Genomic DNA, 26,281 nt, shown 5'->3' with positions numbered 1-26,281 from the left:
CCCAACAATCGTGAGCGAAGCGCCTAACCCGCAATTGTCGCAAGAATGTGCCCGCGTTCAGGCCGCGAGCGAATATCCCGCGATCGGCACCAGCGCGGCGAGGAACTGCCGCGCGCTGGCGGGCCAGCTGAACCGCCCCGCATAGGCGGCGCAGGCGACGCGCTCACGGGTCAACGCCTGGGCGATTGCGACGTCGAGGTCGGCGTGCATCGCCCCGACGCGCTCGTCGAGGACGTCGACCGGGCCGGTCACCGGATAGGCGGCGACCGGCGTGCCGCAGGCGAGCGCCTCGATCATCACCAGGCCGAACGTGTCGGTGCGGCTCGGGAAGACCAGCACGTCGGCGGCGCGATACGCTGCGGCGAGCGCGGTGCCCGACCGAACGCCGAGGAAATGCGCGTCGGGGAAGCGGCGTTCGAGCGCGGCCCGGGCCGGTCCTTCACCGATCACGACCTTCGATCCGGGGTGTGCGGACGATAGGAAGGCCTCGAGGTTCTTCTCGACCGCGATGCGCCCGACATAGAGCTGCACCGGCTCCGGCAGCGTGGCGATGTCCGGATCGCGCGCGCCGGCCATGCCGAAGAGCGAGAAATCGACGCCGCGTCCCCACGCCCGCACCTGGGCCAGGCCATGCTGGTTCAACGTCCGCGCGATCGACGGCGTCGCCGCGAGGATCGCCTGCGCAGGCGCGTGGAACCAGCGAATGTAGCGCCAGATCCAGTCGGGATTGGCGCCGGTGCGCGCGGCGACGTAATCGGGGAACTGGGTGTGATAGGCGGTGGTGAAGGGTAGCCCGCGCACCAGGCAATGCTTGCGCGCGGCGAGGCATACCGGACCCTCCGTCGCGAGGTGGATCGCATCGGGCCCGAAATCGTCGATCAGTCGCGCGACCGCTGCGGTGCTGGCCAGCGCCAGGCGGATCTCGGGATAGGTCGGGCATGGCACCGACACGAACCGGTCGGGCGCGATCACCAGCACCTCGTGCCCGATCGCTTCGAGTTCGCGGGTGACCGCCTGAAGTGTGCGGACGACGCCGTTGATCTGCGGCGTCCAGGCGTCGGTGACGATGGCGATACGCATCGGCTATTCTCCTCAGGCGGCGAGCGGGACGATCGTGGCGGTGGAGGCGATGGGCCGGCGGGCGATCTCGTCGGCCCAGTGAAGCAGCTCGATCCGACCGTCGTGATGCTCGACGAGCGCGGTGCAGCCTTCGACCCAGTCGCCGTCGTTGTAATAGGCGACGCCCGCGATCTCGCGGATCTCGGCGGTGTGGATGTGACCGCAGACCACGCCGTCGACCCCGCGCACCCCGGCGGCGTGGGCGACGACCTCCTCGAAATGCGAGATGAACGCGACCGCGTTCTTGACCTTGGCCTTGGCGTGCTTCGACAGCGACCAATAGGGCATGCCGAGCCGGCGGCGGGCGGCGTTGACCCAGCGGTTGACCACCATCAGCGCGGTGTAGGCACCGTCGCCGAGGTGCGCGAGCCAGCGGTGCGCCAAAGTGATCGCGTCGAACTCGTCGCCGTGCAGCACCAGCAGGCGGCGGCCGTCGGCGGTCTCGTGGATCGCTTTCCGCATGATCTGGATGCCGCCGAAGTCGAGCCCGGTGAACTGGCGGAACACCTCGTCGTGATTGCCGGGGATGTAGATCACGCGGGTGCCGCGGCGCGCGCGCTTCAGCAATCGCCAGACCACGTCGTTGTGCGCGGCGGGCCAGTAGAAGCGTTTCTTCAGGCGCCAGCCGTCGATCATGTCGCCGACCAGATAGAGCTGCTCGCTGTCGACATGGTCGAGGAAGTCGATCAGCAGATCCGCGTTGCAGCCGCGGGTGCCGAGATGGACGTCGCTGATCCAGATCGTCCGGTACTGCCGCCGCTCGACGATCCGTTCGGGGATCGCGGGTGTCGAATGGACGAAATCCGCGATGTCGGTGACGTTGTCGAATGGCGGCATGGGTTCCCCCCGGAGCTGTCGCCTCCAGCTTATGCCCGCCGATTAAGTCACCCACATCTCGTGGCGGTTACAGTTTCGAGTCGGCCGCCATCGCCTTCTTCATCGCGCGGAAGCGGTGGAGGAGCGGTTCGGTGTAGCCGTTGGGTTGTTGCAGCCCCTCGAACACCAGCGCGCGGGCCGCCTGGAAGGCGAGGCTGGTGGCTTCGTTGCCCGCCATGTCTTCGTACAGCGGGTCGCCCGCATTCTGCGCGTCGACCTTCGCAGCCATTCGGACCAGCGCGGCGTCGGCATCTTCGGGCGTCGCGACGCCGTGGCGCAGCCAGTTGGCCATGTGCTGCGAACTGATGCGGAGCGTCGCGCGGTCTTCCATCAGGCCGATGTCGTGGATGTCGGGGACCTTGGAACAGCCGATGCCCTGGTCGATCCAGCGGACCACATAGCCGAGGATGCCCTGCGCATTGTTGTCGAGTTCCTCGCGTACTTCCTCTGGCGCCCAGTTTCGGCCGGATGCGACGGGGATGTCGAGCAGCGCGTCGAGCGACGCGATCGACTCCGCGGCGCGTTCCCGGCGGCGGGCGAAGACGTCGACGCGGTGATAGTGCGTCGCATGGAGCGTCGCCGCAGTCGGGCTAGGGACCCAGGCGGTATTGGCGCCGGTCAGCGGGTGGGCGGTCTTCTGGTCGAGCATGTCGGCCATCCGATCGGGCGCCGCCCACATCCCCTTGCCGATCTGCGCACGGCCCGACAGCCCGCAGGCGAGCCCGATCTGGACGTTGCGATCCTCATACGCCTTGATCCAGGATGCGTTCTTCATCTCGCCCTTCGGGATCATCGCGCCGGCCAGCATCGACGTGTGCATCTCGTCGCCGGTGCGATCGAGGAAGCCAGTGTTGATGAAGACGATGCGGTCCTTCACCGCATGGATGCACGCGGCGAGATTGGCGGAGGTGCGGCGCTCCTCGTCCATCACCCCGACCTTCACGGTGTGCCGCGCGAGGCCGAGCAGGTCCTCGACCGCGTCGAACAGGCGATCGGTGAAGGCGGCTTCTTCGGGGCCGTGCATCTTGGGTTTGACGATATAGACCGATCCGGTGCGGCTGTTGGTGCCGCCTCGGAGATCGTGGACCGCGATCAGGCTGGTGACGATCGCGTCGAGAATGCCTTCGGGCGCCCCGCTGCCGTCGGCGAGGCGGACCGCGGGTGTGGTCATCAGGTGACCGACGTTGCGCACGAACAGCAGGCTGCGGCCGGGCAGCACGAGCTCGCTGCCGTCGATCGCAGTGTAGCGGCGGTCGGGCTCCAGCGTGCGCGTCTGGGTGCGCCCGTTCTTGTCGAAACTCGCCGCCAGGTCGCCCTTCATCAGCCCGAGCCAATTGGCATAGGCCGCCACCTTGTCCTCGGCATCGACCGCGGCGATCGAATCCTCGAGGTCGACGATCGCGGTGAGCGCGGATTCGAGCACCACGTCCGCAAGCCCCGCGGGATCGCCGCGACCGATCGGGTGCGCGGGGTCGATCACCAATTCGATATGGAGGCCATTGTGGCGGAGCAGCAGGTTGGCGCCGGCGTGTCCGACCAGTTGTGCCGGGTCGGCGAGCGCGGGATCGCCGCCCGCCCAATCGCTCCATGACCCCGACGCGAGCGGCACCGCGTCGTCGAGGAACGCTTTTGCCCAGGCGATCACCTGCGCACCGCGAACCGGGTCGTAGCCCTTGCCCGCCGCGGTGCCCGGAATCGCATCGGTGCCGTAGAGCGCGTCGTAGAGGCTGCCCCAGCGCGCATTGGCGGCGTTGAGCACGAAGCGCGCGTTGAGCACCGGAACGACGACTTGCGGACCCGCGAGCGTCGCGATCTCATCGTCGACGCTGGTGGTGGCGATCATGAACGGCGCGGGTTCGGGGACGAGGTAGCCGATGTCGCGCAGGAAGGCCTGATAAGCGCGCCGATCGACCGGCCGGTCGGCATTGGCACGGTGCCAGGCGTCGATCTCGCCCTGCATCCGGTCGCGGGTGCGGAGCAGCGCGGCGTTTTCGGGGGCGAAGCGCGTGAAGATCGCGGCGGCACCCGCCCAGAACGCGTCGGGCGAGATACCAGTGCCGGGCAGCGCGGCATCGTCGATGAAGCGCGCCAGCGAATCCGCGACGTGGAGACCCGACCGGTCGACCATGGCTACGACGTTCATTGCGCATACTCCTTCGACCACCGCGGCGCGGTTCGCTCTGCCCTGGGGAAGGAACCCTGCGCTTGCCCCGGAAACGGCGGCGAGCGCAAGGGGGCGTATATCGACACAGGCAATGGTGGGTTACGTGGGCAGGTTTAGCGCACCCGCTGACTCAGTCCTCCAGCGACAGTGCGATCGTTTCGATGCGCTGGAGCATTGCGGTGAAGGTCGCCACCTCGTCGCGGTCGAATTGCGAGAAGATCCGGCGTTCGAGTTCCAGGGCCTTGGGCGCGACCACTGCATAGAGATCGCGACCGGCGTCGGTGAGTTCGAGCAGGTGGGACCGGCGATCCTCGGCATTGGCGATGCGGCGCAGCAGCCCGCGCTCGACGAGCGCGATCGCGGCGCGGCTGACCGTGACCTTGTCCATCCGAATCTGCAACCCGATCGCCTGCTGCGTCACGCCCGACTTTTCTGCGGTGACTGCGATCAGCCTCCATTGCGGGATGCTCAGCCCGTATAGCGCTTCATAGGTCCGCGCGATCGTGTCGCTGACGAGATTCGAGGTCAGCGACAGCCGGTATGGGATGAAATTCTCGAGGACGAGCCGCTTCATGGCGGAACCGTAACAGTTGACATCGGTTTGGCAAACGCCCACGAATTGGTAACACAAGATACCAGTTAAGGACTCGCGACGATGGATCATTTCGACGTCAATCCGATGGGGCTCGACGGCTTCGAATTCGCCGAATTCACCTCGCCCGATCCGGATGCGCTCGCGCGGCAGTTCGAGATGCTGGGGTTCGTGCCGGCGTCGACCCATCCCACCAAGGCGGTGACGCGGTACAAGCAGGGGCGCATCAACCTGCTGCTTAACCGCGAGAGCGGCGGACAGGCGACCGCGTTCGCCGCGGCACATGGCCCTTCGGCGAACGGCATGGCGTTCCGCGTCGCCAATGCCGAACAGGCGCATGCCGCAGCGATCGAGCGCGGGGCGAAGGCCGCGGACGCGTCGCAGGGCGCGCTGGGCGAGGGATCGTGGGTGCTGGAGGGGATCGGCGGATCGCTGCTGTACCTGGTCGACCGCCACGGCGCGAACGGCAGCCTGTACGACGATTGGGACGCTGTGCCCGGTGCCGCCGAGGCGGAGGCCGAGAACAATGTCGGGCTGGACCTGCTCGACCACCTCACCCACAATGTCCGTCGCGGCGAGATGCGGACCTGGTCGTCCTTCTACGGGCGGATCTTCGGCTTCGAGGAGCAGAAGTATTTCGACATCAAGGGCAAGGCGACAGGGCTGTTCAGCCAGGCGATGATCGCGCCCGACAAGGCGATCCGCATCCCGCTGAACGAAAGCCAGGACGAGCATAGCCAGATCGAGGAATTCATTCGCGACTATAAGGGCGAAGGCATCCAGCATCTCGCGCTGACCACCGACGACATCTACGCCACCGTGGAAAAGCTGCGGTCGCGCGGGGTGCGTTTGCAGGACACGATCGAGACCTATTACGAGCTGGTCGACAAGCGCGTGCCGGGGCACGGCGAGGATCTGGAACGGCTGCGCCGCAACCGCATCCTGATCGATGGCGACGTCGAGAACGAGGGGCTGTTGCTGCAGATCTTCACCGAGGCGATGGTGGGGCCGATCTTCTTCGAGATCATCCAGCGCAAGGGAAACGAAGGGTTCGGCAACGGCAATTTTCAGGCGTTGTACGAGTCGATCGAGTTGGATCAGATCCGGCGCGGGGTGATTTCGGTCGACGCCTGATCGATGGGCGAGGATCGCCCGAGCTGCGGCGCGCAGGCGCCGCCGTCGACCGGGCGGCGCGGCGGAGCCGGTCCATAGGGGCCGGCTTTGCCGGGTCCGACGGGCCGGCGGGTGGTCGGTCGATGCGGGGTTCACGCGAAGGCGGGCGCACAAGAAGGGGGAGGTGGCTTACCCCTCTTAGCACCCCGGCGGAGGCCGGGGCCCAGGTAGGAAGGCGGATGTGGTGAGGTGCGATACGCTGTTACAATCGTCTCCCAACTGGGCCCCGGCTTTCGCCGGGGTGGTCTAATATGGGGTGGTGCATCAACATTCGCGGGACAGAGACATCGATTACCCGATGCACGACTTCTTCGGGCCTTTGCGCCTTCGCGTGACCGACCAGCCCCCGACGGGAGAGGATGACATGAGCGACTATATCCCAGGCTTTGGCAATCACGTGTCCACGGAGGCGATCCCCGGCGCGCTGCCGATCGGGCGGAATTCGCCGCAGCGGCCAGCATTTGGGCTGTATGCCGAGCAGTTGTCGGGCACCGCCTTCACCGCGCCGCGGCACGAGAACCGGCGGAGCTGGCTGTACCGCATGCGCCCGACAGCCGAGCATCCGCCGTATCGGCGCTACGAAGGCGCGCCGCGGCTGGCGCCCGGCACCACCGACGCGCCGCTCGCGCCGAACCGGCTGCGCTGGGACCCGGCGCCAATCCCCGACGCGCCGACCGACCTGATCGACGGCATGACGACGATGCTTGCCAACCGCGACCCGGCGGATCTCGAGGGCGTGGCGCTCCACGTCTACGCAGCCAATCGCGATATGACCGATCGGGTGTTCACCAATGCCGATGGCGAGTTGCTGTTCATCCCGCAGCATGGCCGGCTGACGCTGTTCACCGAGCTCGGCCGGATCGAGGTCGCACCCGGGCAGATCGCGCTGATCCCGCGCGGCGTCCGGTTCCGCGCGACCCTGCCCGACGGCAGCGCGAGCGGCTATGTCGCGGAGAATCACGGGAGCTTGTTCCGGTTGCCCGATCTCGGCCCGATCGGCGCCAACGGCCTTGCCAATCCGCGTGATTTCGAGACGCCGGTGGCGTGGTTCGAGGACCGCGACGACGCAACCGAGGTGGTGCAGAAGTTCATGGGATCGCTGTGGACGACGACGCTCGATCACTCGCCGCTCGACGTCGTCGCGTGGCACGGCAACCTCGCGCCGTGGCGCTACGACCTGTCACGCTTCAACACGATCAACACGGTCAGCTTCGATCATCCCGATCCGTCGATCTTCACGCTGCTGACCTCGCCCAGCGACGTGCCCGGCCGCGCCAATGCCGATTTCGTGATCTTCCCGCCACGCTGGATGGTCGCGGAGGGGACGTTCCGGCCGCCCTGGTTCCACCGCAACGTGATGTCGGAGGCGATGGGGCTGATCATGGGGGCGTACGACGCCAAGGCGGAGGGGTTCGCGCCGGGCGGGGTTTCGCTGCACAATCTGATGGCGGGCCACGGCCCCGATTTGGCGAGTTGGCAGGGCGCGTCGGCGGCGGACCTGAAGCCGCACAAGATCGAGGGCACGATGGCGTTCATGCTGGAGAGCTGCTGGCCGTACAAGCCGACGACCTATGCGCTCGACCATGCGCAGCTCGATTACGATGCGGTGTGGAGCGACTTCCCGAAGGCGCAGCTGCCCCGCGAAGGATCGGCGTGAAGCTGCACGGCTATTGGCGGTCGAGCGCGGCCTATCGCGTGCGGATCGCGCTAGCGTTGAAGGGTGTCGCGTACGAGCAGGTGACGCACGATCTGCGCACTGGCGAACAGGGCGCAGACGCGTATCGCGCGCTCAATCCGCAGGGGTTGGTTCCCGCGCTCGAGACCGGCGACAGCGTGATCGTGCAGAGCCCGGCGATCCTCGAATGGATCGAGGAGCGGTTTCCCGACCCCGCGCTGCTGCCCGCGGGCACGGACGATCGCGCCGCGGTGCGGGCGATGATGGGGATCGTCGCGTGTGACATCCATCCGCTCAACAATTTGCGGGTGCAGACGATGCTGCGCCGGGACCTGGGCGCGGACGATGCCGCGGTAACGGCGTGGATCGCGCGGTGGATCGGTGACGGCTTCGCGGCGCTGGACGTGCTGATCACGCGGCACGGCCGCGGCTTCGCGTTCGGAGATGCGCCGGGGCTCGCGGATTGCGTGCTGGTGCCGCAAGTCTATTCGGCGGAGCGGTTCGCGGTGGATCTCGCGCCTTATCCGGCGTTGATGGCGGCGGCGGACCGCGCGCGGGCGCTCGACGCCTTCGCCGCTGCGCATCCCGATCGCCAGCCGGACGCGCCGTGACCGAGCGGTTGCTTGCGACCCCCGCGGGCGTGACGCTGGCGCGGTTGGAGGCGGTGGCGGACGGCGCGGCGCGCAACTTCGTGTTGCAGATGAAGGCGGGGCGGTTCCACGGCTTCGTGGTCCGGCGCGGCGACACGGTGACGGGCTATGTCGATCGGTGCCCGCATATGGGCGTGCCGCTGGCGCAGACGCTCGATCAGTATCTTGCGCCCGACGGCGCGCTGATCGCGTGCAGTTGGCACGGCGCGCTGTTCGAGATCGACGACGGTCGCTGCGTCGGCGGGCCGTGCGTCGGTGCGCGGCTGACGCCTTGGCCCGTCGCGGTCGTCGACGGCGCGATCGTCACCGCCTGATCAAACCGCGATGTCGGCGTCGCCGGTGTCCGCCAAGGCGTCGGCATAGCGGCGCGCGATAAAGGCGCAGGCGATCAGCTGGATCTGGTGGAACAGCATCACCGGCAGCAGCACGACCCCGACCTGCGCGGCGGGAAACAACACGCCGGCCATCGGCACGCCGGAAGCGAGGCTCTTCTTCGACCCGCAGAACAGCAGCACGATCGCGTCGCCGCGCTCCAGCTTCATCAGCCGCGCCAGCAGCGTGGTGAAGAGCATGACGATTCCAAGCAGCAATGTGCAGAGCAGCGCGATCAACGCCAGGTCCGCGGCGGACACACGGTGCCACAGCCCCTCGACCACCGCGGCACCGAATGCGGCGTAGACGACGAGCAGGATCGAGCCGCGATCGACGACGCTCAGCACCGCCTTGTGCCGCGTGACCAACTCGCCGATCCATGGTCGCAGCAGATGCCCGACGATGAACGGCACGAGCAACTGGAGCACGATCGCCTCCACCGCGGCGATCGACACCCCCGCGCCCTCCCCGCCGACGCCGCCGATCGTCAACGCCACCAGCGCCGGCGTCAGCGCGATGCCGATCAGGTTGGAGAAGGACGCACTGCACACCGCCGCGGCGACGTTGCCGCGCGCGATCGCGGTGAAGGCGATCGACGATTGCACCGTGGAGGGGAGCAGCGTCAGGAACAGTAATCCCTGCAGCACGAGAGGCGGCAGCGCGGCGAAATTGCCGAACGCTAGGCCGAGCAACGGAAAGATCAGGAAGGTGGTGCCGAGTACCGCGAGGTGGAGCCGCCAGTTGCGCGCGCCGTCGACGATCGCCTCGCGCGACAGCTTCGCACCGTGGAGGAAGAACAGCAGGACGATACCGACATCCGCGGCGACGCTCGCGACCGTCGCCCAGACGCCGCGCGGCGGCAGCAGCGTCGCCAGCAACACGGTGCCGAGCAACAGCAGGATGAAGGGTTCGACGAGCGCGAGGATGCGGCGGATCATGCGGCGGCCCTATCGTTGCCACCGCCGCGACGCATCAGCTGCTCCGGAAGGTAGAATAGGCGTAGGGCGAGACGAACAGCGGCACGTGGTGGTGCGCCTCCTCGTTCGCGACGCCGAACTCGACGGGCACGACGTCGAGGAACGGCGGATCGGCGGGCGCGAGCCCCTTCGCTGCGAAATAGGCGCCGACGCCGAACTCGAGTCGGTAGCGGCCGGGACGCAGCGGTGCGTCGAGCAACAGCGCCTCGCAGCGCCCGTCCGCGTCGGTGACACAGGCGGACAGCAGGTCGCCGTCGACGAACAGCCGCACCGCCATGCCCACAGCGGGGCAGCCGTGCATCGTGTCGAGCACATGGGAGGTTAGGCCGGTCACGCGATAACGACGGTGTGAGCGGCGGCCGGATGGTCGGTCAGGGTGGCGTCCTCGTCAGCGGCTGGTCAGGCCGTCATTCGCGGAGCGCGCGGCGGGATACAAGCGGGAAGCGTTTGACGCTGCTCAAGTGGATCGGCGCTAGTTGTGCTCCCGCGAAGGCGGGAAGCAGTACTGGGTCCGCGCTTTCGCGGGGACACAATCTTGCGGCCGCTCCCGCTCATCACGCCGCGAACTGGTTCATCGTGTTGTGCGCGCCGCCGGCCTTCAGCGCGGCTTCTCCCGCGAAATATTCCTTGTGGTCGTCGCCGAGGTCACTGCCGGACATGTTCTGGTGCTTGACGCAGGCGATCCCCTCGCGAATCTCCTTGCGCTGGACGCCCTTCACATAGCCGAGCATCCCAGCCTCGCCGAAATACTCCTTGGCGAGATTGTCGGTGCTGAGCGCCGCGGTGTGGTAGGTCGGCAGGGTGATGAGGTGGTGGAAGATGCCCGCCCGCGCCGCCGCGTCCTTCTGGAAGGTGCGGATACGCTCGTCGGCCTCGGCGCCGAGATCGGTGGCGTCATATTGCACCGACATCAGCTTCGCGCGATCGTACGCCGACACGTCGCGCCCTGCCTCCATCCAGGCGTCGTAGACCTGCTGGCGGAAGTTCAGCGTCCAGTTGAAGCTGGGCGAATTGTTGTAGACCAGCTTGGCGTTGGGCACGACCTGCCGGATGCGGTCGACCATCGATGCGATCTGCTCGATGTGCGGCTTCTCGGTCTCGATCCAGAGCAAATCCGCGCCATGTTGCAACGACGCGATGCAGTCCATCACGCAGCGATCGGCGCCGGTGCCCTCGCGGAACTGGAAGAGGTTCGAGGGCAGCCGCTTCGGGCGCATCAGCTTGCCGTCGCGGTTGAGGATGACGTCGCCGTTGCGCGCGGTGGTCGGGTCGATCTCCTCGCAATCGAGATAGCCGTTATACTGGTCGCCGAGGTCGCCCGGCTCCTTGCTGACCGCGATCTGCTTGGTGAGGCCGGCGCCGAGCGAGTCGGTGCGGGTGACGATGATGCCGTCGTCGACGCCGAGTTCGAGGAAGGCGTAGCGGCAGGCGCGGACCTTCGCGAGGAAGTCCTCGTGCGGCACGGTGACCTTGCCGTCCTGGTGGCCGCACTGCTTTTCGTCGCTGACTTGGTTTTCGATCTGGAGCGCGCAGGCGCCCGCCTCGATCATCTTCTTGGCGAGCAAATAGGTCGCCTCGGCGTTGCCGAAGCCCGCGTCGATGTCGGCGATGATCGGCACGACATGGGTCTGGTAGTTCTCGACCGCGTTGAGCAGGCGCTTCTCCTCGATCTCGTTGCCCGCCGCACGCGCGGCGTCGATGTCGCGGAACATCATGCCGAGTTCGCGGGCATCGGCCTGGCGCAGGAAGGTGTAGAGTTCCTCGATCAGCGCGGGGACGCTGGTCTTCTCGTGCATCGACTGATCGGGCAGCGGGCCGAATTCGCTGCGCAGCGCGGCGACCATCCATCCCGAGAGATAGAGATAGCGGCGCTCGGTCGAGCCGAAATGCTTCTTGATGCTGATCATCTTCTGCTGGCCGATGAAACCGTGCCAGCAGCCGAGCGATTGGGTGTAGGCGGCGGGATCGGCGTCATAGGCGGCCATGTCGCGGCGCATGATCGCGGCGGTGTAGCGCGCGATCTCGATGCCCGTCTGGAACCGGTTCTGGAGCTTCATCCGCGCCACGGCCTCTGCATCGATGCCGTCCCAGCTGCCCTTGTAGCTGCGGATAAGTTGGCCGGTCTGCGCGATGCTGTCCTGGTAGGTCATGGTTGAAGCCCCTTGCGAGTCGATGTTGCAAAGGTACGTACATGATGCTCGGGCGCTCGATGCCGGATTTCCGTCGGTGATCGCGTGCTGATGACCAGAACGGAGGCGCGGACTTAGTCGCGCTGTAAGTTCTTTACAGGTTCGTCGGTCTGGGAGGCTCGTCCTCCGACACCTCAGGCCAGCGCGAGGGCCGCCACGCTTGCAGCCAGGTCAGCCTGGCGGAACGGTTTAGCGAGGCGCGGGACGTCCGGCGCCATTTCCGCGACTTCGGCATAGCCCGACACGATCAGGATCGGCAGGTCCGGTCGGAGATCGCGGAGGATGCGCGCGAGTTCGGCGCCCGAGATGCCTGCCATTAGGTGATCGGTGACGAGCAGGTCGATCCGCCTGCCGCTCTGGATGATCGCCAAGGCGTCCTCCGCCGACGGCGACTCGATCACGTCATAGCCCAGCTGGACGAGCATGTCGGCGGTGCTGGTGCGCACCAGTTCCTCGTCATCGACCAGCAGCGCAATGCCGCGGGCGCGGATCAGCGGCAGGATCTCGGCGGGGCGCGCGCTGCGTGGTGCGGGCTGGGCGCTGGCGGGCAGCCAGAGATCGACGCGCGCGCCTTCGCCGGGCGCCGAGTCGATCGCCATCGCGCCGCCGAGCTGCGCGACAAGCCCGTGGACCATCGACAGCCCCAGCCCGGTGCCCTTGCCGATGCCCTTCGTCGAATAGAAGGGCTCGACGGCACGCGTCCGTACCTCGTCGGCCATGCCGACGCCGGTATCCGCGACCCGCAGTCGCAGATAGACGCCCGGTGCGAGATCCAGGCGGTGTCGCACGCCGACGGTTTCGAGATGCGCGGAGATCGTCAGGACGCCGCCATCGGGCATGGCATCGCCGGCGTTCACCCCGAGATTGAGGATCGCCATCTCAAGCTGGTGGGGATCGGCCTGCGCGGCGGGCGTATCGGCGGGCACCTCGACCTTGACGATGATCTTGGGGCCGAGCGTGCTCGAGATCAGGCCGGCCATGCTGCCGACCAGCTCCGCCAGATCGACCGGGGTCGAGCGCAGCGGCTGACGGCGGGCGAAGGCGAGCAGGCGCTGGACCAGCGTCTTGGCGCGATCCGCGGCCTGCATTGCGCCGTCGATCAGCCGATGTTCGCGGTCGCCGCCGACCCCGCGACGCTGGAGCATGTCCAGCGCGCCGATGATCGGGGTAAGCAGATTGTTGAAATCGTGAGCGACGCCGCCGGTGAGCTGGCCCATCGCCTCAAGTTTCTGCGACTGGCGCAGCGCTTCCTCGGCGACACGGCGGCGGGTGGTCTCGATCGCTTCGGCAACGATCGCGACGACGGTGCCGCTACGGTCGGCGATCGGGCGCATCGCGAAATCATACCAGCGCCATCCGCCGACCGGGAGATCGAGATGAATCGACTGGCGGAAGATCCCGCCGCTAGCCGCGCGCGCGAAGCCGGCGCGCACCGCCTCCGCCATGCCGGGCGTCGCGGCGAACCAGGGCGTGTCCCAGAAGGGGCGTCCGACCACGTCGCCGAGCCCGGCGCCGATCGTGGCGAGCGAGGTGGCGTTGGCATCGAGCAGCACGCCGTCCGCATCCATCAGCGCCTGGAAGCCGAAGCTGGTCTCGAAGATCGTGCGCAGCCGGTCCTGACTGGCGCGAAGCTCCGCGGTGCGGGTCGCGATCTCGGCTTCGAGCGTATCGCGAGCATGTGCCAGCTCGTCTTCGAGCCGGCGGCGCTCGGTCACGTCGAACGCGACCGCAAGGATGGATTCGAGCCGGCCGTCGGCGCCGCGGATCGCGGAGACGCCGTTGCGGATCCAGACCTCGCTGCCGTCGGGACGGCGGAACCGGCGTTCGCTCTCGAACGGCGCGCCGCCGTCGACCAGCGCGGCGATGTCGGTGACGTCGCGGTCCAGATCGATCGCGCTGGTCAGATCCTGGATCCGCAGCCGCAGCAATTCCTCCCGCGCGCGGCCGAGCATCTCGCAATAGCGATCGTTGACGAAGGTGAAGCGGCCCTGCGCATCGAGATTGGCGATACCGGCCGCGGCCTGCGCGACGACCGCCTCCATCCGCTGCGACACGCGCAAGACGTTGCGGGTCTCGGCAAGCGCTGCCTCGGCCTGCAGCCGCGCGCTGATATCCTGCGCGTGGTGGAAGGCGCCGAAGATGGTGCCGTCGGCGTCGCGGAGCGGCGCGTAATGGATCTCCCAATAGGGCCGCTCGATGTCGGGATCGCCGAACTCCTCGACAACGCTGAAGACCTCGCCGGCGAGGGCACGAGCCATAAAGCCGCGGATCACCGGTGCCTGTTCGGGAAGGAAGAGGTCGGGGAAAACGTCGCCGATCTGCACGCGGTACGCGTAGATGCGGAAGAATTCGTCGCTGTGCGCCTGGTTGAAGCCGATCAGGCGAAAATCACGGTCGAACGCGCAAATCGGGCCACGCCCCGATTGGACGATGCTCTCCCAAAGACCGGCAGGTACGCTTGTCAATCGTAGCCCTCCCCTACGCCATTGAAACGCCTACCAGAAAAGTAGCGCGCCCCCGCGTTCCGAGTATCGGCTTAGGACAGTCGTTCGATGAATGAAAGCCGCTTCGGCGAGCGCTTCTGACCTATTGCAGACGCGAAAAGCACGTGCGGGGGATATCGTGCCGCCAAGAAAGGTTTAAGGGGCTGGTTCGAACGCCCGCAGAGTAGCGGGCCGCGACGAACGACTAGAGGACGACGAGAATGGCGGGGTTCAAGCTTCCCGATTACAACGACCGGATGGGCGCGTCCGCGCTTGCCAAGCAAAAGGCGCTCGAACAGCTGAAGGCGAAACCGCCGGTCGACGAGTCAGTCGTCGCGGCCCGCGCCGCCGCGCGTGAGGCGCGCGAGGCCGCCGAGGCCGAAAAGCGCGCCGCCAAGCGCGCCGCCGAAGAGGAAGCCAAGCGCCTCAAGCGCGAGAAGGCCGAGGCCGCGGCCGCGGTGCCCGTCCCGGTAGCCGCACCCGAGCTGACGGAGGCCGAGCGCAAGGCGATCCGCGACGCTAAATACGCCGCTCGCAAGAACCGCACGCGCTCGCGCTAACGTAGTAGAGCGACGACGAGTCATCGTCGTCGCTCCATGAAGGTTACTACGCCGACACCGCAGCCTTAGACCGGGCCGCGAACGACTTGCGCAGCTTCTGCAGCTTCGGCGGGATCACCGCCATGCAGTAGGGATTGGCGCGGCCCGAGGTCTCCCAATAATCCTGGTGGTAGATCTCTGCTGGATACCAGGTGCTCATCGGCTCGACCGTGGTGACGATCGGCTTGCTCTGATCGGCCTGGGCACGCTGTATTCCGGCGAGCGCCTGACGTTCCTGATCCGCATTCTCCGGGAAGATCGCCGACCGGTATTGCGTGCCGATATCGCCACCCTGCCGATTGAGTTGCGTCGGATCGTGGGTCGCGAAGAAGATGTCGAGCAGGTCGCCATAGTTCAGCTGTTCGGGATCGTAGCCAATCCGAATCGCCTCGGCATGGCCAGTTTCGCCGCCGCAGACCTGCTTGTACGTCGGATCGGGCACGGTGCCGCCGATATAGCCGCTCTCGACGCTTTCGACGCCGATCACGTCCTTGAACACAGCTTCGGTGCACCAGAAGCAGCCGCCCGCTAACGTGGCATAGTCGGTCATTACGATCTCCTTTCCGCCAAGATAGGAAGCCGCTAGGGCCCGCGCAAAGTTGGAGAGTCGAAAATGGCGCGATTGCAAGGCAAGGTGATGGTGACCGGCGGGGCAGGCTATATCGGCAGCCACGCGGTGCTCGCGCTGCTCGATGCCGGCTATGACGTGGTCGTGCTCGACAATCTGGTCACCGGGTTCGATTGGGCGGTTGACAGGCGCGCGTCGCTGGTGGTGGCCGATGTGTCCGACGATGCCAAGGTCCGCGCGGCGCTGCGCGATCACGGGGTCCGCGCGATCATGCATTTCGCCGGATCGGTCGTGGTGCCCGAGTCGGTGGTGGATCCGCTCAAATATTATCGCAACAACACCGCTGCCTCGCGCGCGTTGATCGAAAGCGCGGTGGCGGAGGGAGTGCCGCACTTCATCTTCTCGTCGACCGCCGCAACCTACGGCACGCCGGCCAAGGTGCCGGTGGCGGAGGGCGATCCGACGGTGCCGATCAATCCCTATGGCATGTCGAAGCTGATGACCGAGGCAATGTTGCGCGATGTCGCTGCGGCGCACCCGATGAACTATGCGGCGCTGCGCTATTTCAATGTCGCGGGCGCGGATCCGCAGGCGCGCAGCGGCCAATCGACGATTGGCGCGACGCACCTGATCAAGATCGCGGTCGAGGCGGCAACCGGCAAGCGCGATGCGGTCGGGGTCTACGGCACCGATTTCGACACGCCGGATGGCACCGGGGTGCGCGATTACATCCATGTCAGCGATCTCGCCGCCGCGCACGTCGCCGCGCTCGCGTTGCTGGTCGACGAACCTACACGGTCGCACACACTCAACGCGGGCTATGGCCGCGGATTTTCGGTGCTCGAGGTGCTCGACGCGGTCGATCGGGTGACCAACCATGTCATCAATCGCCGTCTGGAGGGACGCCGGGCGGGCGATCCGGCCGAACTGGTCGCCGACAACAGCGCAATCCTGCGCACGCTCGACTGGCGTCCGGAACGCGACGATCTCGACGGCATCGTCCGTGATGCGCTCGCCTGGGAGCGCAAGCTAGCCGAGATGGGTCGCTGATCCGGCGGCGCTAGCGCTCGCCGCCGATCGCGACGCGGGTGCGGGCGGTGGCGATCCACCAGCCTAGTGCCCAGAGCGTGCCGAAGCTCCAGCCGACGAGCACGTCGCTAGGCCAATGCACGCCGAGATAGACCCGGCTGCTGCCGATCACGCCGACGAGCAGGATCGCACAGCCGAGCAGATAGCGGCGGATCGCGCGGGTCGGGGTGACCTGCCCCGCGATCGCTGCGATCGTCAGATAGACCACTGCGCTACTCGCGGCATGGCCACTCGGGAAACTGTAGCCCGAAGCGGGCACCAGGTGCGGGACCAGATCGGGACGCGCGCGGAGCACCTGGCTCTTGATCAGGTCGACGGCGATGCCGCCAGTGGTGCTGGCGAGGAGGATCGAGGCCGCGCTGAGCCACAGCCGCTGAACCGCGAGCAGGCCGGCGACCAGGATCACGACGATCGTCAGCACGGTCCCACCGCCGAGCGCGGTGACGTCGCCCGCGGCATGCGCGAGCCAGCGCGGTCCGCCCCAGTGCCGCAGCCCGGTCACGATCGGCCCGTCGAACGGGAACGGCCAGCGGCCAATCGCGAGACCCGCCAGCAGGACCAGGACGATGCCGGCCGCGATCACGCCCGCGCCGGCGAGCACGCGGGGCATGTGCCGCGTGCCGACCGTGGTCGGGCCGGACGCAGGTGGGGTCGCGTCCGCAGCGCCGATGTCAGATCTCGATCGGGAAGGTGGGCGCGCGGCGCAGTGCGCGGATCTCCGACCAGGCCAGCGGCTTCTTCGCGCCGACGCAGTCGATCGACAGCAACTGACCCTCGTCCTCGTCGACATCGGCCGCCAGTTTGACCATTTCCTCGAGCGGCCCATGCGCGATCTCCAGCCGATCACTGCCATGACCACCATCGGCCGCCGCGTCTCGCTTGCGCCACAGGCGGGCGGGCATCTTCCACATAGTATTGAACAAGAATCGAACTCCAGCCCCCCGGCATGCCCAGGCAATGACCTGCGAAACCGGCTTCGTCCATGGCGCGAAGCGGCGATTGCGACAGCCGCCCCGCCCAACACGGTGAACCGCAACACGGTCGATTCCGTCGCTCGAGCCATGTCTCATCGCGGGACGGAAAGGCCAGGAACATGGTTCGCAGGCGAAATAAGTTTGCGATTCCTTAACGCGTGCGACATCCTTTGATCTTGGGGGCCAAGATAGGCACGATCAACAATCAGTCAGGGACGGTTTGTCATGAGGACGGTTTTAGCGGCGGCGCTGCTCGTAGGAATAACATCCCCGGCGCTGGCAGCGAAGGTAGTTCTGCCAGGCAACACCACCGGCGGTCCGACGTATAATCGTCCAGTGACGACCGTGAATGAGTCGACCATCGGAACGGCAGTGCGATTTCAAGTAACCGAATTCGTCGTCGACGCCGACGGTACTTACATCCTGACTTTGCTCAATGTCCCACTTACCTACGATCCCTTCCTGGCGCTGTATGATGGCACCTTCGAACCGTCGGCCCCGTTGGCCGGTCTGATCGCCTTAGACGATGATATCGCCGAAAATGTTCTTCAGTCACGCATCGAAATTCAACTGACTGCCGCAAGCTTCTATCAAGCGGTCGTAAGCGGCTTCGATAACGCGGACTTCGGCGCTTATTCACTGACGATCGAAGGACCTGGCACCATCTTCGCCGAAACGATCAGCCCGGTTCCGGAACCCGCCACCTGGGGAATGATGCTCGTCGGCTTCGGCCTGATCGGCGCGTCGATGCGCTATCGCCAGCGTCGCTCCGTGGTATCCTACGGCCAATAGCTTTTCGCGGGGGCGAAAAGACGACCGGCGGCATCGCAAGATGCCGCCGGTCTAAGTCGCCATGCTGAAGCGATGGCAGTTTACGCCCTGGTAGGTCGGTCGGTTCCCGATTTTTCGGTGAACCATGCCCGATGCTCTTACCTGGCGGCTTCCAGCACAGCGCGCCGCTTAGGCGTTTCCGCGAGCGGCTGCCCCGCATATTCCCGCATACCCCATGATCCATATTGCGAGATCGTGCCGGTCGCGGAGTAGAGCGTCATGGTGTCGCCCATCTGCGCCTTCCAATCGGCAATGTAGCGCTTGTAGATGTCGTACATCAGCGGGCTGCGCTGCAACGCGGCGTCGAGCGTCGCCTTTGCCGCCGGCGCGATAATGTGCTGCCCGGCCTCGTAGGCGACGTAGCGCTTGCCGTATTTGTCCGCGATCGCCTTGTTCTCGCGCGCCTTCGCCAGCGCGCTGACGCGCATCGCCTCAAGCGAGACGAACAGCTTCGACAAATCGGTAACGTAGGTGTTCGCCCCCGTATAGAAGCTGTGCCCGAAATAGGGTGCCGTCGCCAGGGCATCGACCCACTTCGCGGTATCGCGGAAGGCCATGATCGTCCGCGCGCTGAAGCTGTTGTCGTTCTGCGCACTGACCACCCGTACCAACCGAGCCGGATTGTCGGCGAAAGCCGTGGTCAGGAACTTGTGCATCCAGATCGACTTTTCCGCATACCGCATCAGCCCGTTGCTGTATTTGTCGGTCGACAGCTTCTCGGCGATGCCCTCGTTCAATGCCTGGGACGCTACCGGGAAGGAGTAGTTCCAGACCTCGTTCGACAGCTCGAAATAGGCCCGGCGACCGGGGGCCAGCCGGTCGTGGACCAGCTTGCCCATGTTGCGGATATAGTTCTCATCGGCATTGTACGGGACTGTGAACCACGGATCCGATCCTACGGCGTTGGCAAGATCGATTTCGTGTTCCAACGCGGTGCCATCGGTGCCCGCTCTGTCGAGCGTCGACCGGTTCGCCCAGGTCACACTCGCGGGGTTGCCGTTGGTATTCGACCAATCGAGGAAGCGCAGAACGCCGAACGGCTTCATGTCGTCGACGAAGCGCTGGTCGAATTGGCCGTTCGCGACCAGACCGGGCTCGCGACAATCGAGTGCTCGGAACGGCGCAGCGGTGTTTGCCCCTGAAACATTGACGAGAATGTTCGGCCGATTAGTGCCCGTCCTGCCGGGCCAAGTGAATGACACGCGGTTGTTGGCGCCGACCACACGCGCATCGCCGTCGATTCGGACTGTTCCGCTGCCGAGCCATGTGCAGGTGACCGCAACGGCCTTGCCCGCCCAGGCCGGCTGCGGCACATTGAGCGCCAACACACCGGCGCTAATGGGGAAGCCGTAGGCGTTGAGCTTGCTGGCGGCCATGGCGGCATAGCCGGCGCTCGGATCTTTCCACGGGCCTGCGATCTGCGCCAGATTTGCGAACACACGCTCGGTATTGTAGTAGACACTACCCGCGACGTTTACCCCTAGCCGCAACGAGCGTCCTGCCGGGGCGGTCGGGACGGTCACCGGGGCGGGCGTTGGAGTGGGTGTTGGGCTTGGCGTCGAGGTGCCGGGCACGACGACGACGGGGTAATCTTCGCCGTAAGGCTCTTTCACCTCGGCCCAGGCGGTTGCTGCGACGACGAAGACGAGGGTAGTGGCCATCAGGCGGCGCTTGGTGAGGATCGATCTGGTGGACTGCGCGGTGACGTGCATGGAGAGCCCTTTGTGGCGAAAAGGCAGCCGCGCGCGAACAGCGCGACGCCCTGTTTATCGATGTGGAGGACAGGCCGGGAGAGATCGTTGCCTCCGTCCTGCATTTTCCTCAAAGCGCGGGCAGAGCCTTGATACAAGGCGATTCCCGGCGTGCGTCGACCGCCGGTGCATTCGGCGGGACGAACCCCCCAAATAGGGGGAACTCATCTTTATTATTGAGCCAGATCAATCTGCTCAGCGTTCTCGCGTCGCGGCGAAGCGAACCTTTGCGTAACGGTCGGCAATGTAGCCGACTTCCCACGCGCTCTTCGCCAGGAATACCGGATTGCCGTCGCGGTCCTTGGCCATCGCGGCACGGTTGATGTCGGTGAAGGCCTTCAGGTCAGCGGCGTCCTCCGCCGATACCCAGCGCGCGGTGTCAAACGGCGCGGGTTCGAGCCCGGCAGCGACCTTGTATTCCGCGTCGAGCCGGCTGAGCAGCACCTCGAGCTGGAGCTGGCCGACCACGCCGATGATCCAGTTCGACCCGATCTCCGGGTAGAAGACCTGGGTCACGCCCTCCTCGGCCATGTCGTCGAGCGCCTTGCGCAGCTGCTTGGTCTTGGTCGGGTCCTTCAGGACGACGCGGCGCAGAATCTCGGGCGCGAAATTGGGCAAGCCGGTGAAGCGAACCGCCGCGCGTTCGGACAGCGTGTCGCCGACCCGCAGCGTGCCGTGGTTGGGGATGCCGATGATGTCGCCGGGAAACGCCTCGTCCGCGAGTTCGCGGTTCTGCGCGAAGAACAGGATCGGCGAATGCACCGCGATCGGCTTGCCGCTGCCGGAGGGGGTCAGCTTCATGCCGCGCTTGAACACCCCCGAGCAGAGCCGCATGAACGCAATCCGGTCGCGGTGGTTGGGGTCCATGTTGGCCTGGACCTTGAAGATGAAGCCGGTGACCTCCTTCTCGTCGGGCAGCACCGGAGCCGGCTCGGCGGGCTGCGGCCGCGGGCTGGGGGCGAACTCGGCGAGCGCCGCGATCAACTCGGCGACGCCGAAATCCTTCAGCGCCGATCCGAAATAGACCGGAGTCAGGTCGCCGTTGCGGTACGCCTCCGCATCGAAGGCAGGATAGCCCATCTGCGCGAGCTCGATCTCCTCTGCGAATCGATCGGGCAAGGTGACGTCGGTGTCGATCCTGCCGAGGAAGGCGCGGCTGTCGCCTTCGGGGCGGCTGACCTTACCGGTCGCGAGTTCCTGCACGCCCTCGAACTCGCCGCCCATACCGATTGGCCAGCTCATCGGGCAGACGTCGAGCGCCAGCATGTCGGCGATCTCGTCGAGCAGCTCGAACACCGGGCGGCCTTCACGATCGACCTTGTTGACGAAGGTGATGATCGGGACGCTGCGCAGACGGCAGACTTCGAACAGCTTGCGGGTCTGCGGCTCGATGCCCTTGGCCGCGTCGATCACCATCACCGCGGAATCGACCGCGGTCAGGGTGCGATAGGTGTCCTCGCTGAAATCTTCATGCCCCGGCGTGTCGAGCAGGTTGAAGGTAATCCCTTCCCGCTCGAAGGTCATCACCGAGGAGGTGACCGAGATCCCGCGCTGCTGCTCGATCTTCATCCAGTCGGATCGCGCCCGGCGGTTCTGGCCGCGGGCCTTCACTTCGCCGGCGAGGTGGATCGCGCCGCCGAAGTAGAGCAGCTTTTCGGTCAGGGTGGTCTTGCCGGCGTCGGGGTGCGAGATGATCGCGAAGGTGCGGCGGGGGGACTGGGTCATGGCAACTCTTCGTCATGCCGGACTGGTTCCGGCATCCACCGGGCCGCAGGTCCGCGGCCGGTGCGTCGGGGCAAATACCGGCATGGCGCCGGCATGACGAGGGGTCGCTACGGCACCAGCGTCACGCTCATGCCGATCCGCTTCTCGCCACCGACGGGGACGATGAACACCCCGGGCTTGTCGCGATACTCGCCAGTATAGCCCTCGGGATCGGCGATGCCGTGCCACGGCTCGACGCAGACATAGGCGGCACCGGGCTTGGTCCAGATGCCGAGCATCGGCGTATCGGGAAACCGGATGTCGAGCCGCGGCCCGGCCGTTGCGCCGTAGGTGACCTTGTCGGAGCGCACCCGGTCCCACACCAGCGCGTCCTTCCCGAACAGCGCGTCGGCGAGATGGAGCGTGCGGCCGTCGAGCGGCGTCCCGCGGGTAGCTTGCGCGATCGTCCCGTCCGCGGCGATCGCCTTCAGCGCGTCGGGTTCGTCGGCGGAGAACATGATGCGGTGCGCGCCGCGATCCTGGCCGTAAGGCAGCGGCCACGCGAAGGCGGGGTGGAAGCCGAAGCTGGCCGGCATCTCGACAGCGCCGCGGTTAGCGACGACGACGTCGACCGACAGCGTCGGTCCGGTGATCCGGAACGTCACCGCGAGTTCGAACGCGAACGGGTAGCTCGCCCGCGTCTCGTCGCTATCGACGAGCACGAACCGCGCTTGATCCGCCCCGACCTCCGCGACCGCAAAGCGTGCGCGGCGGGCGAAGCCGTGCTTCTTCATAGGGTATTCGACGCCGTCGACGCGGATCGTCTCGCGGAACGGCATGCCGACGACGGGGAAGAGCAACGGCGCGCGCCCGGTCCAGAACGCCGGATCGGCGTCGGTCATCAGCTCGCGTCCCTCGACGTCGCGCAGGCTCGACAACTCCGCACCGTTCGGGTCGATCGCGGCGCTGAGCGTGTCCGAGGCGATACGGATGAGGTCAGCCACGCAGCGATGCTCCCAGTTTCGTCGCGGTCGCGACGACCTTGTCGGCCACCGCCTTCAGCTCGGCTTCGGTGTAGCTCTTATCACCCGGCTGGAGCACGATTTCGACAGCCACGGATTTTTCGCCGTCGCGCTCGAACACGTCGAAGATGCGGGCTGCGACGATCGCCGTCTTGTCGGCGCCGCGGATCGCGCGGACCAGGGTGTCGGCGGTGAGACCGGGCGGAACCAGGAAGGCGAAGTCGCGCCGGACCGGCTGAAGCGTCGGCGGCGTATAGGCAGGACGCATGAAGCCCGCAGCGCGCTTCAGCGGCACTGCGTCCAGATAGAGCTCGACCGCGGCGATCGGGCCGTCGAGGTCGAACGCCTTCAGCACGCGCGGGTGGAGCATGCCGAATGCCGCGAGCACCGTCTTCGGCCCGAGCCGCAGCGTCGCCGACTGGCCGGCGTGCCAGGCGTCGCCTGCTGCAGTCGCGTCGACAGGCATGACTTGCAGATTGTCGATCGGCGCGCCTGCCGCGGCGAGCAGCGCGATGGCCTCCGCCTTAGCGTCGAAGGCGTCGAACGCCGCCGCCTTACCCTCGCGCCAGCCCCGCGCGCGGCGCTCGCCGGCGAGCAGGACGCCCAAGGTCGGGTGCTCGCCAGCGGCCAGATACCGGCGGCCGAGTTCGAACAGCCGCACGCTGGTCGCGCCCCGACGCAGGTTGCGCGCGGTCGCGGACAGCAGGCCGGGCAGCAGCGAGGGGCGCATCACCTTCAGGTCTTCGCTGATCGGATTGGCGAGCGACCAGGCGCCGCCGCCGAACGGCGTGGCCTCCGCCTCCGATACGAAGCTCCACGTCACCGCCTCGTCGAGACCGCGCGCCGCGGCGGCCCGGCGGACCCGGCGCTCGCGCTTCTGTTCGGGTGTCGCGGTCGGCCGCGCTACGCCGGGCACCCGCGGGAGGGGCGTCGACGGGACCTTGTCGATGCCCTCGATGCGGACGATTTCCTCGACCAGATCGGCGGGGCCGTCGACGTCGCGGCGCCAGCTCGGCACGGTCACCGGCCATGCGGACCCGATCGTCGCGAACAGCGCGTCGGCGAACGCGTCGGGCCGGTGGATCGCGCCGACCGAGAAGCCGAGCGACAGCAGGATCCTTGCCTGCCGTTCGGGCGCGACGTGGAGCCCGGCGAGGTAGCTGCACAGCCGCGGGTCGTAGCTGACAATTCGGGGTGCGGTCGGCGGGCTACCCGCGCGGGTGACGCCGCTGGCGGTGCCGCCGCACAACGCGGTCACCAGCCGGGCCGCGATCGCGAGTCCCTCGTCGAGGAATGCCGGGTCGACCCCGCGTTCGAAGCGGGTGCGCGCATCGGACGTAAGCAGCAGCTTCTGCCCGGTACGCGCGATCGCGTCGGGATCGAAATAGGCGCATTCGATCAGCACGTCGGTCGTCGTCGCCGATACCCCCGAATGCTCGCCGCCCATGATCCCGCCGATGTCGTGGACCTGCGCGTCATCCGCGATCACGGTCACGTCCTCGTCGAGCGTGTAGCTCTTGCCGTTGAGCGCGAGCACCTGCTCCCCCGCCCTCGCCTTGCGCGCGACCAGCCCGCCCGACAGCGTCGCGCGGTCATAGACGTGGAGCGGCCGGCCGAGATCGATCATCACGTAATTGGTAATGTCGACCAGCGTCGAGATCGGCTTCTGCCCGATTGCGATCAGCCGCCGGCGCATCCAATCGGGGGATTCGCCGTTCGTCACGCCCGACACCGCCTGCGCGTAGAAGGCAGGGCATCCTGCCGCGTCTTCGATATGGATGTCGGGACCCTCGCCCTCCCCCGGTGTGGTATCGACGGCGAGCGGCTTCAGCGTGCCGAGACCCGCCGCAGCCAGATCGCGCGCGATGCCGCGTACGCCCATGCAATCCTGGCGGTTGGGCGTGATCGCGACGTCGATCACCGGATCGGCTAGCCCTGCATAGTCGGGATAGGATGTGCCGACCGGCGCATCGGCGGGCAATTCGATGATGCCGTCGTGATCGTCGCCGAGTTCCAGCTCGCGCGTCGAACACATCATGCCGTTCGATTCGACGCCGCGGATGCTCGCGACCTTCAACGTCACGTCGAGCCCGGGCACATAGGCACCCGGCGCGCCGAACACGCCGACCATCCCGGCGCGCGCGTTGGGCGCGCCGCAGACCACCTGCAACGGACCGTCGCCGGCATCGACCGACAAGACCTGCAGCTTGTCGGCCTGCGGATGGCGTCCGGCCGACAGCACGCGCGCGACGCGGAACGCCGCGAGCTTGGCGGCGGGATCCTCGACGCCCTCGACCTCGAGCCCGATGCGGGTCAGCGCCTCGACGATGTCGTCGAGCGTCGCGTCGCCGTCCAGATGCTCGCGGAGCCAGCCTAGCGTGAACTTCATGCGCCGACTCCCCCGGACAAGGTGGGCACGTCGAGGCTCGAGAACCCGTAATGCTTCAGCCAGCGGACATCGCCGTCGAAGAACGCACGCAGATCGTCCATTCCGTATTTGAGCATCGCCAGTCGATCGATCCCGCAGCCGAACGCGAAGCCCTGCCATTCGGCGGGGTCGTAGCCGCCCGCCTCCAATACGGTGTGGTGAACCATGCCGCTGCCGAGCACCTCCATCCAGCCATCCCCGCCGCCGATCACGCGCTTGCCCTTCACCACCGAATAGCCGACGTCGATCTCGGCGCTGGGCTCGGTGAACGGGAAGTAGCTGGGGCGCAGCCGCAGGACGATGTCGTCGCGCTCGAAGAACGCCTTCAGGAACGTCTCGAGCGTCCATTTCAGATGGCCGAGCGTGATCCCCTTGTCGATAACCAGCCCTTCGACCTGATGGAACATCGGCGTGTGGGTGGCGTCGCTGTCGGACCGATAGGTGCGGCCGGGAGCGATGATCCGGATCGGCGTGTTGCCGCCCGCCGCCTGCATCGCACGGATCTGCACCGGCGAGGTGTGGGTGCGGAGCACGGTGCGCTTGGTCACCTTGCCGCTGTCCGCGTCGACCACGTCGGGGAAGTAAAACGTGTCGTGCATCGCCCGCGCCGGATGCGTCTCCGGGATGTTGAGCGCGGTGAAGTTGTACCAGTCGTCCTCGATCTCCGGCCCGGTGGCGACCGCGAAGCCGAGGTCGGCGAAGATCTCCGCGAGTTCGTCCATCACCTGGCTGACCGGGTGGATCGTGCCCGCGAGCGGTGCGTCGGCGGGGAGCGTGAGGTCGATCGTCTCCGCCGCCAGCCGCGTGTCGAGCGCGATCGTCTCTAGCGTCGCCTTGCGCGCCGCGATCGCGGTCGCGACCGCCTCGCGCAGGCCGTTGATCCGCGGGCCCTGCTCCTGCCGCTCCTCTGGGGTCATGCCGCCGAGCGTCTTCAGCAACTGCGTCACCCGCCCCTGCTTGCCGAGCGCCTCGACCCGCACCGCGTCAAGCGCATCGAGCCCCGCCGCCGCGTCGATCGCGGTGAGCATATGGTCGCGCATCTGGT

23 protein-coding genes are annotated in these 26,281 nt (G+C 66.9%); 7 read left to right on the top strand and 16 right to left on the bottom strand.

All coding sequences use genetic code 11. From position 1 onward, the window contains the following. Nucleotides 1-57: 57 nt before the first annotated feature. From ACFE77_RS02050 to ACFE77_RS02035, 4 genes are all read right to left on the bottom strand, one after another. Nucleotides 58-1,080: a glycosyltransferase family 4 protein gene (locus ACFE77_RS02050; RefSeq protein WP_375419952.1), complete on the bottom strand. Its 1,023-nt coding sequence runs from the start codon at nucleotides 1,078-1,080 to the stop codon at nucleotides 58-60. A gap of 12 nt (nucleotides 1,081-1,092) precedes the next feature. Further along, the gene (locus ACFE77_RS02045) at nucleotides 1,093-1,956 is read right to left on the bottom strand and encodes a UDP-2,3-diacylglucosamine diphosphatase (RefSeq protein WP_375419951.1); all 864 of its coding nucleotides are present in this window, start codon (nucleotides 1,954-1,956) and stop codon (nucleotides 1,093-1,095) included. A 67-nt stretch (nucleotides 1,957-2,023) separates the two neighbouring features. After that, a complete protein-coding gene (locus tag ACFE77_RS02040; protein ID WP_375419990.1) occupies nucleotides 2,024-4,123 on the bottom strand; it encodes a malate synthase G in 2,100 nt (699 codons plus the stop codon). Between the two features lie 166 nt (nucleotides 4,124-4,289). Then, complete coding sequence (locus tag ACFE77_RS02035; protein WP_375419950.1) at nucleotides 4,290-4,733, bottom strand: MarR family winged helix-turn-helix transcriptional regulator; 444 nt, start codon at nucleotides 4,731-4,733, stop codon at nucleotides 4,290-4,292. 81 nt (nucleotides 4,734-4,814) lie between these two features. Between ACFE77_RS02035 and hppD the strand changes: the two genes are divergently transcribed. The 4 genes from hppD to ACFE77_RS02015 all read left to right on the top strand — a co-directional run bounded on the left by hppD (nucleotide 4,815) and on the right by ACFE77_RS02015 (nucleotide 8,563). Continuing rightward, on the top strand, nucleotides 4,815-5,885 hold the full coding sequence (gene hppD, locus ACFE77_RS02030) for a 4-hydroxyphenylpyruvate dioxygenase (RefSeq protein ID WP_375419949.1): 1,071 nt from the start codon (nucleotides 4,815-4,817) through the stop codon (nucleotides 5,883-5,885). Nucleotides 5,886-6,288: 403 nt separating this feature from the next. Next, nucleotides 6,289-7,581, top strand: coding sequence for a homogentisate 1,2-dioxygenase (gene hmgA, locus ACFE77_RS02025; protein ID WP_375419948.1), 1,293 nt, complete (start codon nucleotides 6,289-6,291; stop codon nucleotides 7,579-7,581). Beyond that, nucleotides 7,572-8,210 carry a maleylacetoacetate isomerase gene (gene maiA, locus ACFE77_RS02020; RefSeq protein ID WP_375419989.1) on the top strand — a complete coding sequence of 213 codons (639 nt, stop codon included), beginning with the start codon at nucleotides 7,572-7,574 and terminating at the stop codon, nucleotides 8,208-8,210. The genes hmgA and maiA overlap by 10 nt, the downstream gene beginning before the upstream one ends. Then, nucleotides 8,207-8,563: a Rieske (2Fe-2S) protein gene (locus ACFE77_RS02015; RefSeq protein ID WP_375419947.1), complete on the top strand. Its 357-nt coding sequence runs from the start codon at nucleotides 8,207-8,209 to the stop codon at nucleotides 8,561-8,563. The genes maiA and ACFE77_RS02015 overlap by 4 nt, the downstream gene beginning before the upstream one ends. Here the strand turns inward: ACFE77_RS02015 and ACFE77_RS02010 are convergent, their stop codons facing one another. The 4 genes from ACFE77_RS02010 to ACFE77_RS01995 form a co-directional block, all read right to left on the bottom strand. Further along, a complete protein-coding gene (locus tag ACFE77_RS02010; protein WP_375419946.1) occupies nucleotides 8,564-9,559 on the bottom strand; it encodes a bile acid:sodium symporter family protein in 996 nt (331 codons plus the stop codon). It abuts the gene before it with no gap. 34 nt (nucleotides 9,560-9,593) lie between these two features. After that, nucleotides 9,594-9,932, bottom strand: a complete 339-nt coding sequence (gene uraH, locus ACFE77_RS02005) for a hydroxyisourate hydrolase (protein ID WP_375419945.1) — start codon at nucleotides 9,930-9,932, stop codon at nucleotides 9,594-9,596. 220 nt (nucleotides 9,933-10,152) lie between these two features. Further along, nucleotides 10,153-11,748 carry an isocitrate lyase gene (locus ACFE77_RS02000; RefSeq protein WP_375419944.1) on the bottom strand — a complete coding sequence of 532 codons (1,596 nt, stop codon included), beginning with the start codon at nucleotides 11,746-11,748 and terminating at the stop codon, nucleotides 10,153-10,155. Nucleotides 11,749-11,921: 173 nt separating this feature from the next. Next, entirely contained in the window at nucleotides 11,922-14,252 is a 2,331-nt protein-coding gene (locus ACFE77_RS01995; protein ID WP_375419943.1) for a PAS domain-containing protein, read from the bottom strand. A gap of 239 nt (nucleotides 14,253-14,491) precedes the next feature. Here ACFE77_RS01995 and ACFE77_RS01990 point away from each other — a divergent pair, with 239 nt between their 5' ends. Further along, entirely contained in the window at nucleotides 14,492-14,830 is a 339-nt protein-coding gene (locus tag ACFE77_RS01990; RefSeq protein ID WP_375419942.1) for a DUF6481 family protein, read from the top strand. Nucleotides 14,831-14,876: 46 nt separating this feature from the next. Here ACFE77_RS01990 and msrA read toward each other — a convergent pair whose 3' ends face one another. Then, entirely contained in the window at nucleotides 14,877-15,419 is a 543-nt protein-coding gene (gene msrA / locus ACFE77_RS01985; RefSeq protein ID WP_375419941.1) for a peptide-methionine (S)-S-oxide reductase MsrA, read from the bottom strand. Between the two features lie 63 nt (nucleotides 15,420-15,482). On the opposite strand from msrA, the gene galE reads away from it, so the two are divergent. Continuing rightward, nucleotides 15,483-16,487 (top strand): UDP-glucose 4-epimerase GalE, encoded by a 1,005-nt coding sequence (galE, locus tag ACFE77_RS01980; protein WP_375419940.1) that lies wholly within the window; start codon nucleotides 15,483-15,485, stop codon nucleotides 16,485-16,487. Nucleotides 16,488-16,497: 10 nt separating this feature from the next. Here galE and ACFE77_RS01975 read toward each other — a convergent pair whose 3' ends face one another. Then, a complete protein-coding gene (locus ACFE77_RS01975; protein WP_375419939.1) occupies nucleotides 16,498-17,136 on the bottom strand; it encodes a phosphatase PAP2 family protein in 639 nt (212 codons plus the stop codon). A gap of 61 nt (nucleotides 17,137-17,197) precedes the next feature. After that, nucleotides 17,198-17,449: a hypothetical protein gene (locus ACFE77_RS01970; protein WP_375419938.1), complete on the bottom strand. Its 252-nt coding sequence runs from the start codon at nucleotides 17,447-17,449 to the stop codon at nucleotides 17,198-17,200. A 276-nt stretch (nucleotides 17,450-17,725) separates the two neighbouring features. Here ACFE77_RS01970 and ACFE77_RS01965 point away from each other — a divergent pair, with 276 nt between their 5' ends. Next, on the top strand, nucleotides 17,726-18,292 hold the full coding sequence (locus ACFE77_RS01965) for a PEPxxWA-CTERM sorting domain-containing protein (protein WP_375419937.1): 567 nt from the start codon (nucleotides 17,726-17,728) through the stop codon (nucleotides 18,290-18,292). Nucleotides 18,293-18,429: 137 nt separating this feature from the next. Here ACFE77_RS01965 and ACFE77_RS01960 read toward each other — a convergent pair whose 3' ends face one another. The 5 genes from ACFE77_RS01960 to pheS form a co-directional block, all read right to left on the bottom strand. Continuing rightward, nucleotides 18,430-20,043 (bottom strand): hypothetical protein, encoded by a 1,614-nt coding sequence (locus ACFE77_RS01960; RefSeq protein WP_375419936.1) that lies wholly within the window; start codon nucleotides 20,041-20,043, stop codon nucleotides 18,430-18,432. A 234-nt stretch (nucleotides 20,044-20,277) separates the two neighbouring features. Further along, entirely contained in the window at nucleotides 20,278-21,807 is a 1,530-nt protein-coding gene (locus tag ACFE77_RS01955) for a peptide chain release factor 3 (RefSeq protein ID WP_375419935.1), read from the bottom strand. Nucleotides 21,808-21,914: 107 nt separating this feature from the next. Beyond that, nucleotides 21,915-22,790, bottom strand: coding sequence for an aldose 1-epimerase family protein (locus ACFE77_RS01950; protein WP_375419934.1), 876 nt, complete (start codon nucleotides 22,788-22,790; stop codon nucleotides 21,915-21,917). Continuing rightward, nucleotides 22,783-25,197: a phenylalanine--tRNA ligase subunit beta gene (gene pheT, locus ACFE77_RS01945; protein ID WP_375419933.1), complete on the bottom strand. Its 2,415-nt coding sequence runs from the start codon at nucleotides 25,195-25,197 to the stop codon at nucleotides 22,783-22,785. The genes ACFE77_RS01950 and pheT overlap by 8 nt, the downstream gene beginning before the upstream one ends. Next, the gene (gene pheS, locus ACFE77_RS01940; protein WP_375419988.1) at nucleotides 25,194-26,276 is read right to left on the bottom strand and encodes a phenylalanine--tRNA ligase subunit alpha; all 1,083 of its coding nucleotides are present in this window, start codon (nucleotides 26,274-26,276) and stop codon (nucleotides 25,194-25,196) included. Before pheS ends, pheT begins: the two co-directional genes overlap by 4 nt. Nucleotides 26,277-26,281 lie beyond the last annotated feature (5 nt).

The organism is uncultured Sphingomonas sp., from assembly GCF_964243315.1.
GTDB lineage: Bacteria > Pseudomonadota > Alphaproteobacteria > Sphingomonadales > Sphingomonadaceae > Sphingomonas.
Note: the sequence above shows the minus strand (reverse complement) of the source record. Positions and strands in the feature narration are given on the sequence as shown.